This is a genomic window from Picosynechococcus sp. PCC 8807 (genome assembly GCF_001693295.1).
Classification (GTDB): domain Bacteria; phylum Cyanobacteriota; class Cyanobacteriia; order Cyanobacteriales; family MRBY01; genus MRBY01.
Genome location: NZ_CP016483.1, coordinates 619,495 through 632,295, shown reverse-complemented (window position 1 = coordinate 632,295; position 12,801 = coordinate 619,495). Strand labels below are relative to the sequence as shown.

General features: G+C 51.2%; 13 protein-coding genes. 2 read left to right on the top strand and 11 right to left on the bottom strand.

The window, feature by feature from the left end; genetic code table 11:
• Nucleotides 1-43: 43 nt before the first annotated feature.
• Nucleotides 44-1,318 (bottom strand): glutamate-5-semialdehyde dehydrogenase, encoded by a 1,275-nt coding sequence (locus AWQ24_RS03030; RefSeq protein ID WP_012306214.1) that lies wholly within the window; start codon nt 1,316-1,318, stop codon nt 44-46.
• 260 nt (nt 1,319-1,578) lie between these two features.
• Between AWQ24_RS03030 and AWQ24_RS03025 the strand changes: the two genes are divergently transcribed.
• A complete protein-coding gene (locus AWQ24_RS03025) occupies nt 1,579-1,776 on the top strand; it encodes a hypothetical protein (RefSeq protein WP_012306213.1) in 198 nt (65 codons plus the stop codon).
• 83 nt (nt 1,777-1,859) lie between these two features.
• On the opposite strand, the gene AWQ24_RS03020 is transcribed toward AWQ24_RS03025, so the two are convergent.
• The 6 genes from AWQ24_RS03020 to AWQ24_RS03000 form a co-directional block, all read right to left on the bottom strand.
• A complete protein-coding gene (locus tag AWQ24_RS03020; RefSeq protein WP_012306212.1) occupies nt 1,860-3,053 on the bottom strand; it encodes a homocysteine biosynthesis protein in 1,194 nt (397 codons plus the stop codon).
• 42 nt (nt 3,054-3,095) lie between these two features.
• The gene (locus AWQ24_RS15855) at nt 3,096-3,245 is read right to left on the bottom strand and encodes a DUF2256 domain-containing protein (RefSeq protein WP_071932263.1); all 150 of its coding nucleotides are present in this window, start codon (nt 3,243-3,245) and stop codon (nt 3,096-3,098) included.
• Nucleotides 3,246-3,307: 62 nt separating this feature from the next.
• Nucleotides 3,308-4,279, bottom strand: coding sequence for a solanesyl diphosphate synthase (gene sds / locus AWQ24_RS03015; RefSeq protein ID WP_065715969.1), 972 nt, complete (start codon nt 4,277-4,279; stop codon nt 3,308-3,310).
• Nucleotides 4,280-4,430: 151 nt separating this feature from the next.
• Complete coding sequence (gene murI / locus AWQ24_RS03010; protein ID WP_065715968.1) at nt 4,431-5,270, bottom strand: glutamate racemase; 840 nt, start codon at nt 5,268-5,270, stop codon at nt 4,431-4,433.
• A 104-nt stretch (nt 5,271-5,374) separates the two neighbouring features.
• Nucleotides 5,375-7,192 carry an N-acetylmuramoyl-L-alanine amidase gene (locus AWQ24_RS03005; protein ID WP_065715967.1) on the bottom strand — a complete coding sequence of 606 codons (1,818 nt, stop codon included), beginning with the start codon at nt 7,190-7,192 and terminating at the stop codon, nt 5,375-5,377.
• Between the two features lie 146 nt (nt 7,193-7,338).
• The gene (locus tag AWQ24_RS03000) at nt 7,339-8,709 is read right to left on the bottom strand and encodes a cation:proton antiporter (RefSeq protein WP_065715966.1); all 1,371 of its coding nucleotides are present in this window, start codon (nt 8,707-8,709) and stop codon (nt 7,339-7,341) included.
• A gap of 224 nt (nt 8,710-8,933) precedes the next feature.
• Between AWQ24_RS03000 and AWQ24_RS02995 the strand changes: the two genes are divergently transcribed.
• Nucleotides 8,934-9,815 (top strand): GDSL-type esterase/lipase family protein, encoded by an 882-nt coding sequence (locus AWQ24_RS02995; RefSeq protein WP_065715965.1) that lies wholly within the window; start codon nt 8,934-8,936, stop codon nt 9,813-9,815.
• A gap of 52 nt (nt 9,816-9,867) precedes the next feature.
• Here AWQ24_RS02995 and AWQ24_RS02990 read toward each other — a convergent pair whose 3' ends face one another.
• The 4 genes from AWQ24_RS02990 to rpmG form a co-directional block, all read right to left on the bottom strand.
• On the bottom strand, nt 9,868-10,071 hold the full coding sequence (locus AWQ24_RS02990) for a hypothetical protein (RefSeq protein WP_012306206.1): 204 nt from the start codon (nt 10,069-10,071) through the stop codon (nt 9,868-9,870).
• Between the two features lie 156 nt (nt 10,072-10,227).
• Nucleotides 10,228-12,240, bottom strand: coding sequence for a ribonuclease catalytic domain-containing protein (locus AWQ24_RS02985; protein ID WP_065715964.1), 2,013 nt, complete (start codon nt 12,238-12,240; stop codon nt 10,228-10,230).
• Between the two features lie 71 nt (nt 12,241-12,311).
• A complete protein-coding gene (gene rpsR, locus AWQ24_RS02980) occupies nt 12,312-12,527 on the bottom strand; it encodes a 30S ribosomal protein S18 (protein ID WP_012306204.1) in 216 nt (71 codons plus the stop codon).
• 64 nt (nt 12,528-12,591) lie between these two features.
• Entirely contained in the window at nt 12,592-12,786 is a 195-nt protein-coding gene (gene rpmG, locus AWQ24_RS02975; protein WP_012306203.1) for a 50S ribosomal protein L33, read from the bottom strand.
• Nucleotides 12,787-12,801: the final 15 nt, after the last annotated feature.

Here is a 12,801-nt window from a genome sequence, read left to right as displayed (position 1 = left end):
AAGGCCATCTCCATCGAGACAGCGTTCTTTGAGGCGTTGAAACCTAGAGGGTACTATCCCCCTGAACCACCTGTTTAATGGTCGTAAAACTTTCGAGGCCAATTAAACCCCGGCGATTTCCCTTTTGGTTCGAGACCCCAAGAAATACCGAATCGCTCCCCAAGGGATGACGCGAAAAACAAGGGGAGGCATTGATATAGATCAAGGCACTATCGAGTCCCATGGAAAATTGCCGACTTTCATGGTAGGACTCCGTGACAATACAATCAGCATGGCCACCGGAGTTGCAATTAATTTCAGTGATGGCTGCGGCCAGATCCGGCACCCGTTTAAACGCCACAATTTTTTCCAAATAGGCCTGCTGCCATTCTTCTTCAGTGCCAATGGGGGCGAGGTGTTCAGGAAATTCTTCGACGAGGGACGCATCCCCCCGTAGCTCAAAGTCTTGTTCTTGGAGGGATTTAAACAGACTAATTAAATGGGATGTTTTTTGCTCAGGACACACCAGGACTTTTTCGATGGCATTGACGGCATCGGGTTCGTAATTATGGCTGTCTTGGATCACCCAACTGGCCAATTCCAGATCACCGCTGGGGGCGAGGTAGAGGTAGCAATTGCCTACGGTGGTTCTCAGGACAGGGGTGGTGGCGTGTTGCACCACCTGTTGAATCATGTTGGGACGGCCATAGGGAATGATCAGGTTCAAGTAGCGATCCTGGGCCACTAGCTGTTGTACGGTACAACCTTCCTCAGAAGAGAGAGATTCTAAACAGCCTGCGGGTAAACCCTGGTCAGCAAGGGCCGTTTGCATAATCTCGGCGATCAGGTGATTGGTATGGCTGGCATCACCGCAACCACGAATTACGAGGCTATTGGCTGTCTTTAAACAAAGTCCAGCGGCGATCGCCCCTAATTCGGGCAAGGCTTCATGGATCAGACAAATCACCCCCAGGGGCATCCGTTGGGAATAGGTCTGGTAACCGCTAATTTGATAGGTCGCATTTTTCACCCGTTGCAGCGGATCGGGTAGTTTTGGCAGTTGACGCAGCAGACGCACTGTTTTTTGCAGCCGTTCGGGGGTCAACTTTAACCAATCCAGAATCAGCTTCGGCACGGCCATTTCGCGGCTGGCCTCTAAATCCTTGGTATTCGCTTCGAGGATGACGGAAATATTGGCCTCTAGGGCGGTGGCGATCGCCTCAATACCCAGATGACGTTCACTACCTTTGAGTAACTCTAATTCTAGGGAAGCCTGATGGGCCCGCTGCAAGGCTGCCGTAATCGGATCACTGCTCTCTAACGGGGGAGTAGATGCCATTTGATTACCCATGAAGTCCCAATGTACTCGCGAAAGTTTGCGTAAAGCCTCACCAGATCATACTGATTGCCCTAGGGGATCGCAAGAACCTGCCAGCTAGCAAGGTTGCTTTCTCCCAACTTTTTTGCCAAAAAGACCAGTTGCTCTTATTAAAATATGTTTTCTGTATCAAATTTTACAGAAAATAAAATATAATGAGGTGAAGGACAAAGCATAAAACACAAATCCCCCGTGTTTCGCGGTCGGTCAGGAGCAAAACCATGAGAACCCAACAACAAGCCCGTGCATTAATGATGCGCCATCACCACGCCATTAAAAATCGTCAGATGTCTCTCCTGAACCGTTCTGCCACAGAAATCGGCATGGCACCAGAAGGAGACTATCAAGGCACGATCCAAGGTAAACTCCCTCGTCAAGTGCGTGCGGACTATGGCCCTAGTCATGCCACCATGAGCTAACGAAATTTACTGGGAAAATTCTGTTTTCTAAAAAATTATCGATGGTCACCGCCGTTTCAGGATGGTGGCTTTTTTCGGCAGTATTACAAACGCTGGCTCCATTGGTCTTGGGATAAAAAGGGGCGATCGCCACTGATGGTTGCCACGGGTTCGGTGAGGGTAAAATCTCCGGCTTGAATCCATTGTTTGAGGGTTTCTGCCACTTGATCCGCGAGATATAGACTTGTGACCGGAGCAACTTTTACGGTTTTTCCTTCAATGGTTAATTTCCCAGTTTTGAGCTGGCCATAGCTCACCAAACCAAAGGTGGGCCGCACTCGGCGCGGAATCGAAAAATCCATCACCGGGGCGACAATTTCTTTATCTTGGACGGCACAGTGGGCGATGACTTCCTCATGGAGAACCGGTAAAGGCACCCCCACGCCCAACATTAAAGAAGGGCCGTACTTGGTGAAATAACAACCCCGTACCCACTTGGGATCCATTTGTTTTGCGTCGCCAATCAAAGCCAAGGTGGAGGCTGGCCCCAGGGGGGTGCGATTGCCCAGACGTTTCTGGAGGGGAAAATGCTGGGTGCCTTCCCAGGCTACATAACCAATACCGCCCCCCAAGAAAATTTTGCTGCCCACCCCAATTAACTCTAGATCGGGATCATTTAACAAAGGAGAAATTGCTCCGGCACAGGCATAGACGGCGTTTCCCAAATGGGGCTGGAGGGGGCCGAGGTAAGTATAGAGGGGGCGATCGCCACCGTTAACGCCCACAATAAAATTTTGATAAAGATTGCGGGGATTGAATAGATAAAACTGATTAATTTGATCTTTCGTGAGGGTATTGTCCCAGGTAGCGCGCGGATAACAATCGGTCACATGGCCCAGGGCATGGAGATGGACAGTCTTACCTGCGATCAGATCTTCAATGACGTGGCCGCCGCCTTTCTGGGAGAGGGGGCGATCGCCAATTTCCGCCGCTTCATTTTCCAGGGGATCTTCCATCATGGTTGCCCCTAGGTAAATATCCACCGCCCCCAAGCCAGGATAAGCAGGCACCCCATTGAGCCAGCATTTGCGAATTTTAATGGGGGGATCCGTATGGCCCAGGTTGAGCATTGCCCCCGAAGATTCCATCGGCTCAAAGGTACCTGTGGTCACCACATCAACGGTTTCAGCAATTTTTTTGATGCCCCATTCCGCCACCCGTGCTTTCACTTCCGACACCGTCCAGACAACGGCCTGGTGGGCGAGAATCTTTTCGTTGATGCTGGCGATCGTTCTCATGGTTGAACAGAGGGAAGCGTACCCTTTCATCCTAGGAGAAAATTACCCTTGGTTACGCCGCCGCCGGCACCGCTCCGAACAATATTTCACGTCATCCCAGCATTTTTCCCATTTTTTGCGCCAGGTAAACGGCAGTCCGCAAACGGTACAAATTTTCGTCGGGAGATCGGCTTTTTTACGCTGTCGTGCCATGGTCAATCATTGCAACTGGATGTCGCCTTGTTTCAGGTTGCTTTTTTACTTCAGGGTGCGGCCTAATACATCCGGCCCAAAACGTAGTCAATGAGATCCGTGAGGGCATCTTTGGAGGGAGACGGATCTAGGCACTCTAAACTGTGGCAAGCCAATTGACCGTGATGGGCTGCAAGTTCTTTAGCGCGACTGATCCCATTGCTGTTGCGCACAATTTCGAGGGCTTTTTCGGGGTCGCCATTTTCGGCAAATTCCCGCTCGATCAGTTGGGTTAGGTTGGGATGCTCTTCCATGGCAAACAGGGCTGGGGCGGTGATGTGGCCGCCGATTAAATCAGATCCGGCGGGTTTCCCCAGGACATCGGTAGAGCCAGTGAAGTCGAGGATGTCATCGACAATCTGGAAGGCCAAGCCTAAATTGCGGCCATAGTCATAGAGGCGATCGCCAATTTCTGGGTCAACCTCACTGAGAACAGCCGCCGCTTTGGCGCTATTTCCAATTAACGACGCTGTTTTGTAATAGGATTTTTCGATGTAAATTTCGAGGTTCATTCCGGTGTCGAAGCGGTTCAGCCCCTGTTGAATTTCCCCTTCGGCAAAGTCTTTAATCACCTCAGAGAGCAATTTCACCACGGTGAGATTATCTAAATTCGCGAGGTACCACGAGGACTGGGCAAAGAGAAAGTCTCCGGCCAAAACCGCGATGCGATTATCAAAAAGGCTATTCACGGTGGGCACACTCCGGCGCAGGGCCGCTTCATCGACCACATCGTCGTGGACAAGGCTCGCCGTATGAATCATTTCGGTAATTTCTGCCAGGCGACGGTGCCGCTGGGTCAAGGGGCGATCGCCTAGGGTTGCCCGGGAGGCCAAAAGCACAATGGCGGGTCGAACTCGTTTCCCCCCCGCAGAAAACAGATGCTCTGCCGCGGCCCCCAAAATCGGATGTCGGGCGCTAATTAGCCGCGTCAGATTTTCACTGAGCTCCTTGAGGTCGGCTTCGACGGGAGAAAAAAGGGTAGTCGCTGAAATCATTATTAAGCCGAGGGAAACGAAATTTACGAAAATTTACATATTCTATATTGTATGGCAATGGATTCGTTTCAGCAGAAAACGGCTCTTTTTTGCGGGTCTACCCTGGCCCGATCGCTCGTAGGGACACCTGTTTCAGGCAGGCGATCGCCCTTTAGCCATTGGTGATCGAAAGGGGCGATGTATTCACCATGAGGTTTTTTAAGTCCACCTGTTCCACTAGGGGCTGATGTCCAAGCCATCCCTTCGCCGATTGGGCGAACTGGTCTGGGCAACCGCTCACCGCAAAGCGGGTTGGTAAAGGTGACTGGGGATTTTTCCAACCCATCAATTCCAATTCCTGTTCCGTGGCACTGACCACATATTCCGCCGGATCGACACAAATCACATGGCTCGGCAAAATTGATTGAATTACCCCAGACAAGTGGCGATAGTGGGTACACCCATAAACCAAGGTATCAATGCCCTGTTCGAGGAGTGGTTGCAGACGTTTCTGAACAATGCGTTTCGTGTGGGGATCGTTAATGCGATTGGCCTCAATGAGGGGGACAAATTCTGGGCAGGGCATTTGCCACACCGCCGCCTCTGGGTTCGCTTCCAGAATCGCGTTTTGGTAAGCGCCGCTATTCACTGTGGCCTGAGTAGCGATCACCCCGATGCGTTTCCCTTGACTGACTGCCCCCCTTGCTCCGGGAAGAATCAGCCCTAAAACGGGGGTCTTAAATTCTGAGCGGATCACGTCCAAGGCGATCGCCGAGCTTGTATTACAAGCCATCACCACCATCTTCACCCCTTGGGCTTCCATCCAAGTCAGAATTTCGCGCACATATTGAATCAACTCTTCGGGTGAACGATCACCATAGGGTAATCGGGCCGTATCGGCAAAATAGATAATCGACTCTTGGGGGAGTTGTCGGTAAAGGGCTCGAAGGACGGTGATGCCCCCCAAGCCACTGTCAAAAATGCCAATGGGGTGTTGCTGTTGGTTGCCCATAGATTCTCGTTCACACCAAATAAATTAAACAAAGATTAGCGCAGTTTTAAGGTATTTGCGCTTATTTCTGTGGCGAATTACTGATTTTCTGGCAACCCCCTGGGCTAGCGCACATTGTTTTGGATATATTCCAGGATGCCAGCGGCGATCGCCTGGGCCATTTGGCTCCGAAATGCAGGATCATTCAAGCGGGGAGCATCTTCCCGACCCGTGACAAAACCTGTTTCCACGAGCACTGAAGGCATCGATGTATTACGCAATACATAAAAGCGCGCCGTTCTCACACCCCGGTCTCGCATTTGGATCCGTCGCATAATGTTGCGGTGGATGGATTCAGCTAAGGCTCGACCACTTTGGTGATAGTACACTTCCAAGCCGTTCACATCGGGGCGACTCATGCTGATGGCATTGGCGTGGATACTCACGAATAAATCGGCATTGGCATTGTTAGCCAGTTGAGTACGTCCTTCTAGGCTGACAAAATAATCCGTATCCCGGGTCATTCGGGCTGTGATGCCACTTTGTTGTAAAATTCGGGCTACTTCCTGGGAGATGGGAAGAATCACGTTTTTTTCCTGTAGGCCGCCAATCCCCACAGCACCGGGATCACGACCACCGTGGCCGGGGTCGATCATGACCATAATATTGCTCCGGGGCGGGCGAAAATTTGGCAGTACCGCTTGGGTTGTGGGGGGCGGTGCCGTTGGGGCCGGCGGCACAAACAGAGAACTTGTTGTTTGGGGACGATTGAGGTCTAGGGCAAGGAACTGAGCGTTGGGTTGACTGAGACTTCCAATTTGGACTCCCTCGGCAGGTTCAATCTGGACGAGCACCGTATTGGCCGTTTCCTGGCGGATGGCAATGCGGGAAATGGGACTATCTCCACCCCACTGGGGGCCACGCACAGGTTGAGCAAGGCGAGCGTTGTTAATGCGAATTTGGTAAAGACCTTCGTTTCGATTCCAACCACCGTCGGCCTGGAGGCGATCGCTGCCACGGATGACTAACTGGGTACTGTTGCGGGCAAGTTCTAGGGCTTCAACGATGGTTTGTTGGGGTTGAGCTGTGGCGACTGATTGTTGGGTGGGGACGGCGATCGCCCCGGTTTCTCTTCCCCCTAGGCTACTGGTGCCCCCATCCGGAAGCAGTACCAAACCGCCATCACCGTAGGTGGTATACAGCGCGCGCCACCGAGGGCTACCGGGTTCTAAATTTAAGGTAATGCGGGCTTCGGTACGGCTGGGTTGCTCAAATTTGATTTGGCGGACTTTGTAGCGGTTAACATCTAGGGTCTGATTTTCTAAGCTCCGGGGCAACTGCAAATCCCGCAGGGTAAAGGTAAGGCGATCACCATCTTGGTCGGTAGTGATGCGACTACCGGGCCGGGGATCCAGGTTCACGAGGAATCCCTGTTGGGTCACCCGCACCAAGTTATTAAAAAAAGCTTCTTCTGGAGCGGCGTTACTGGGATTTCCAGGATTGGCAGAATTGTTAAAAATTTCTGGGGTACTGGGAGCTACTGGGGCCACGGGAATGAGTTCAGGTTCTGGTAAATTCACAACCCAATCCGTCGGCGATCGCCCTTCAAAACGAATTGCCTCAGGATCTAAGGTATAGCCAGGGGCTAATTCCACCACCAACCGTGTGACATCTGGCGCAAACTGACCTAGCCGTACGCTCGTAATTTTGCCGCCATAGCTGCGATTGACCGTAGAGCTTCCCAGGACAGTGCCCGGTAAATCAATCACCAAACGGCTGGGATCTGGGATCAGTTGCGCTTCGGGCTGCACCCGTTCATTGGTGCGAAACTGCAATTGACGTCGTTGGGTATTAAATTCCCAAAAGACCAATTGACCTGCCCAAGCCGGTAGTTGCCAAGTGGATAGCGTCAGTAGCGTCAGAAAAAACCAGAAAAATCTCACAGTTAAAAATCCTCGACTCACAAGGGAAAATGCCACGCCCTCAAGATATAGAACAATTCCGGTGGATAGAGATAAAACCTCTTCCTACCTTCTCCCAAGGGACGTGGGTCGCTTAGGATATGTTTCAATGGTTGCCCAAGGCTGAATTATTGTAGCTTCTCCGGCGTCTCTCCAGTGGCGATCGCCGCCTGGGGTTCCTTAAAGACCAAACGCAAAAATGGCGGTGCAATAAATGTCGTCAAGATGACCATCATAATAATTGCCGCTTCCGTCGATTCCGAGAGGGCGCCACTGGCCGAACCAACCCCTGCAAACACAAGGCCCACTTCGCCCCGGGGAATCATGCCTACCCCAATCGCCAACTTGTTCAACTGGTCTTGGCCGAAGACGGTAAAGCCCGTAATGACCTTACCGACAATTGCGACCACGATCAAAAAGGCGGCAATAATTAATCCCTCACGGTTCGCGGGGACAGCCGGGTTGAGGACACTGAGGTCTGTTTTTGCGCCGACGCAAACAAAAAAGATCGGCACAAACAAATCCGCCACCGGCAATACCTGTTCTTCTAGTTCGCCCCGTTTATCCGTTTCCGCCAGAATCAGTCCAGCCGCAAAAGCTCCAAGAATCGCCTCCAGTTGGATTACCGTTGCAATGTAGGACAGCACAAAAGCAAAAACGACGGATACAGTTAACAGTTGGCCTCTGGTTTTCATCCCATCCACCAAACTGACAAATAAAGGACTCAGGAGACGACCGACAATAATCGCACCAATGAGAAACGCCCCAGCACTCACAATGAGCCAGATAGTGTTGACAACCTGCACTTCTCCTGTTTTCGCCAAGCTTGCAACCACAGCGAGGACAATAATGCCGAGGACATCATCGAGTACAGCCGCGCCAATGATAATTTGTCCTTCTTTGGTGGTCAGTTGACCCAATTCTGCTAGCACCTTCGCGGTAATCCCGATACTGGTTGCCGTGAGGGCTGCCCCCGCAAAAATCGCTGGCACTGTACTGAGATGGAATAAAAAGACTAAACCTGCTGTCCCTGCAGCAAAAGGTGCCACAACCCCAACCACGGCGACAATGGCGGCTTGGGGGCCAACTTTAATCAATTCTTGTAGATCCGATTCAAGACCAATTTCAAACAGAAGGATAATGACCCCTAGTTCTGCGAGGACAGAAATTACTTCGCTTTGGGTGGCAAACACTGCCGGGGCTGCCTCTGGACTTAAACCGGCTGTATTTTGCAGAAATTGCATCAGTAGTGATTGGGACGCTTCGATGCCCCCTTCTGGAAAGACCAGTAAACTCAGGGCAGATACGCCCACCAATACTCCGCCGACTAATTCGCCCAGTACTGGGGGGAGATTGATGCGGGAACAAAGCTCTCCGCCCACTTTACTCGCAAAGTAGATGACCACAAGGCTCAGTAGCACCGCAGCCAGAATAATGGAGGGTTCCGCTGCTTCACTAGCGGGGGGCGCATTGAGAAGGAACGATTGAAAATACGGCATGAATTTTTGATTACAAGGTAACGACAAGCGTAGGGACCAAAGTTGTCCGGGGAGGTTTGGCTTCGGTCAAAAAACGGGGCAGAATAACCAGAGGCTTCCTGGTCGCGTTTTACCAGATTAATGTAACAAACCCCTGGATCATTAAAGGGTTTATTCTTGACGGATTTATCGGCAACTTTTCGTTTTGGGACAATAATTAGAAGGTATTTGCCCTGGAAATTGCCATGTCAGAACCGTTATTTTTAGTTGCGAATCTATTATGCCGAACACCGACTACTGTTCATTCAGTCAAGGCGATCGCCTCCCAAACCTGTGTCCAAAGGGCAAGCAATCCAACGGCCACCAACCTTTGGGCAACAGCGACACCGCAATATTTAGCTAGCCCTCGCTTTCGTTCCGGGGCGCAACTCTATACTTTTCGTCTCAATGCTTTATTACGGGGACAGATCCAAACCACCCTTAAGGCAGGGGCAAGTACCCGGCTATGGACAAATGGCGCTCCCCAACCCACCTATCAGCAGTGGCAACAGCTCTTGAGCCAAGAAGTACACTTGGCGGCCCAATATCGAGGGCGGCAGTCCCTCGGCATTTTGTTGGGGGATTCCTTGAGCCTCTGGTTTCCCAATGATCTTTTACCGGCTTCTAAAATTTGGCTGAACCAAGGGATTTCAGGTGAAAATACGAGTCAAATCCTGGCGCGCCTCGGAACGCTTCATGGCCTCCAAGCAGACACGATTTATCTCATGGCCGGAGTCAATGATTTCAAGCAGGGAGTTTCTGAGACGACGGTACTGAATAATCTGCGGATAATCATTCGTCAATTGCGCTGCCAACATCCTGAGACGGTGATCGTCGTGCAGTCCCTTTTACCCACGAATCACGGTTATTTACGCAAAGACCGGGCCATTCGTATTAATCAACAACTCCAGGCAATCGCCTCCCAAGAAGGTGTCAATTACCTCAATCTTTATCCTTTATTCACCGACGCTAATGGTGGACTCCGGTCGGAGCTAACCACCGATGGCCTCCACTTGAGCGATGCTGGCTATGCTCAATGGCAGGGAGCTTTACAACGCCTAGAAGATTGTTTGATTTTTAGGAGTTAAACCTTTTAGGAGTTAAACCCGATAAGATTCCGAGCATCACCCCTAGATTTTTTTAGGCAATTTGGCGGGAAGCCAATTTTTCCAAGTGGAGTTGGGATTCATGGAGCAACTGATGCCGACCATCCTGGGGATGTTCTAGGGAAGGCACGAGATTCTTGGCCTGGAGTGCCATATGGAGTTGCAGTTGGGCCACGTATTCACCCATCTCTTCTGCCCAGGGATTGACTTGATTCTTTGTAGAGTAAATAGCAGTCATTGCTTTCACAGTTGTTCGAAAACATTTCAAGTTCGCTGGCTATGAGGTTACCATGCCCAGGAGAAACAACGGACGCCCTCCAGAGAACTGCAATATTTCTCAATGGGGAACCCGCAGAGTCTGTTATAAATCTTGATGTTTTGACTGCTTTTGATCCTAGGAAGCCGCCGCAATCTCTGTTTCGAGCAGTTCCCGGAAGCGAATTTCATCTTTATGGGGATCGGCTTGGCTTACTTTTACTTCTAGGCGATCGCCCAAGGCAACGGCCCGTTCAAAGCGATGGGGAAGTTCTAGACCCAGTTCTTCCAGGAGGATAATGCCTAACTTTTCATCTTCCCGGAGCCAGCGTAGGACTAACCCTTGCCATACTTGATCCGCATTACGCCGTAAATATTCGAGGCTCCAATAGCGGTTGGTTTGGCGCTCTACATGGACGGCTTCCTGACTGGAAGTGACAACGCTGTAGAGAATTTCCTTGAGTTCATCCACCGAGAAAGGCAGTTCATCCCCCCGCAGATGGGCCTTGATTTGGAAATGGGCCAACAGGTCAGTGTAACGACGAATGGGCGATGTGACTTGGATATAGGAATCTAACCCCAAACTGGCATGGCGTACAGGATTGGTGCCCATTTCACTGCGGGGCATACAACGCCGTACCGCACAGGCGCGCACAGGCCCGGCGGGTAATAATAATAGTTCCTCTTGGGGGGGGAGTTCCGGTTGGGGTTGTCCCCGGAAAGGCAGGGGTAAACCATGGGTACGCCCATAATGGCCTGCCACTTCGCCAGCGAGGATCATCATTTCAGCAACCAGTTCCCGGGACATGGAGGCATGGAGGACTTCGATAAAAATGTTTTCGTCCTGCACCTTAATGGAGGCTTCTGGCATCTTGATACTGATAGAGCCTTGGGCATCCCGCCACTTTCGGCGTTTGTGGGCAAAATCCGCGAGGAGGGCGATTTCTGATTCGGCCTGGATCCGCAGATGGAGCATTTCGTCCACATCGTCATAGGTGAGGCGATAGGTGGGCTTCACCCAACTGGGGGTGATTTCATAATCGGCGATCGCCCCATTTTCTGTGAGCAAGACCCCAAAACTGAGGGCGGCACAGACCTGACCTTGGCGTAAGCTCATCGGCCCCGTCGCCAGCTCTTCCGGGAACATGGAGATCATCCCCGTGGGCAAATAGAGGCTGGTACTACGACGCCGGGCTTCTAGATCGAGTTCATCCCCTGGGCTCAATAGTCGTGTGGGATCCGCGATGTGAATCCAAACTTTATGGCGACCGCTTTCTAGGGTTTCGATACTGAGGCCATCGTCAATTTCTGAGGTACTCTCATCGTCAATGGTGTAGGTCTTGAGATGGGTTAAATCGATACGGTTCCCCTCATCGGTATCACCGGGCGAGGCTGACAGGCGGGCATGGGACACATCGAGTACCTTCTGAGAAAATTTTCTGGGGTAACCGCTCCGGAGGAGAGCAAGATTTTCGTGGGAACTCCACCAGCCAAGGGAGACCAAGAGGCGGAAAGCCTGTTCTGTCGTGGGCGATCGCCCCAGCATTTCGAGGAGATCGTGGGCGGCTCTGGCTGACTGCTCCGGGTAGAGGACAAATTTTTCTAGGCTTTCGAAACGTTGCCGATCACTGTCTTCCCAGGTTACTGTTTCTCCGGCGATCGCCTGGTTAACCCGCTGTAAAAATTCTGTTTTTTCACGTTCTTTCTGAGCTTCAACTTCTAGCTGATGCTGAATTTCGCGGACCTGCGCCTCTGCACGGGGTTCGTAGTAATCCCCTTTGCGTTTGAAGAAAATCTTATCTTCCGCCAGCATCAGATGACAGGCATAACATTGCTGGGGCGTTTTGGCCGAAAACAAAAGTTGCGCGAGGGATTCTGGGGTTGCCGGTTCCGAGGCTTCGACGAGAAACTCCCAGGCGACGGCCAGATTGTCGGGATCAACTAATGCCTGACTTTCTGTGAAAAAGCTGGGGATCTCAGTTGGATCGTAGGGGGAACCCGCCACGGTGTATTCAACCCTTTGGGGACGCAGCTTATGGGATTGCCCCCGTCCATCGATTACGATCCAATCTTTTTTTCCTTCAGGACGCTCAGCGACAGCAAGTACTCGTTCTCCCTGTAGCCGAAACTCAATCAGTTGTCCTTTTTCCACCAGCTTTGTTGCCTAACGCGACTATACAAGAGCAATCCTAAACTCAACACCTAGAATTGCTTGGCATCACTTTAGCCTTCTTTGTTGATGAAGGGCAACAGGGCCAGCATCCGTGCCCGCTTAATGGCGGTATTGACATCCCGTTGTTGACGCGCTGTTAAGCCGGTGATCCGACGGGGTAAAATTTTGCCGCGCTCGGTGATGAATTTGCGGAGGAGTTCGACATCTTTATAATCGATCGGCTGGCTAGGAGGAATCGGAGAAAGACGTTTACGGTAGTAGGCCATGGTTAATAAATAACGTTAAAAAATAAAAAATTTGTCGATAAAATTTCAGTGGTAAAGGAATTACCTACTTAATTTCTTTGTGGACAGTGTGCGCGTTGCAGTGGGGGCAGAATTTTTTGATTTCGAGCCGCCCGGTGGTGTTCCGACGGTTTTTGCTAGTGGTATAGCGGGAAACGCCATTGGAGCGCTTGTTGGTATTGGTGCGACATTCGGTGCATTCCACGGTGATGGTAATGCGGACGCCTTTTTTGCTTGCCATAATTTTTTACTAGAT

Bases quoted from the DNA above. Each gene is read 5' to 3' on its own strand.
- AWQ24_RS03030 (WP_012306214.1), bottom strand. From the start codon at position 1,318: ATGGCATCTACTCCCCCGTTAGAGAGCAGTGATCCGATTACGGCAGCC.
- AWQ24_RS03025 (WP_012306213.1), top strand. From the start codon at position 1,579: ATGAGAACCCAACAACAAGCCCGTGCATTAATGATGCGCCATCACCAC.
- AWQ24_RS03020 (WP_012306212.1), bottom strand. From the start codon at position 3,053: ATGAGAACGATCGCCAGCATCAACGAAAAGATTCTCGCCCACCAGGCC.
- AWQ24_RS15855 (WP_071932263.1), bottom strand. From the start codon at position 3,245: ATGGCACGACAGCGTAAAAAAGCCGATCTCCCGACGAAAATTTGTACC.
- sds (WP_065715969.1), bottom strand. From the start codon at position 4,279: ATGATTTCAGCGACTACCCTTTTTTCTCCCGTCGAAGCCGACCTCAAG.
- murI (WP_065715968.1), bottom strand. From the start codon at position 5,270: ATGGGCAACCAACAGCAACACCCCATTGGCATTTTTGACAGTGGCTTG.
- AWQ24_RS03000 (WP_065715966.1), bottom strand. From the start codon at position 8,709: ATGCCGTATTTTCAATCGTTCCTTCTCAATGCGCCCCCCGCTAGTGAA.
- AWQ24_RS02995 (WP_065715965.1), top strand. From the start codon at position 8,934: ATGTCAGAACCGTTATTTTTAGTTGCGAATCTATTATGCCGAACACCG.
- AWQ24_RS02990 (WP_012306206.1), bottom strand. From the start codon at position 10,071: ATGACTGCTATTTACTCTACAAAGAATCAAGTCAATCCCTGGGCAGAA.
- rpsR (WP_012306204.1), bottom strand. From the start codon at position 12,527: ATGGCCTACTACCGTAAACGTCTTTCTCCGATTCCTCCTAGCCAGCCG.
- rpmG (WP_012306203.1), bottom strand. From the start codon at position 12,786: ATGGCAAGCAAAAAAGGCGTCCGCATTACCATCACCGTGGAATGCACC.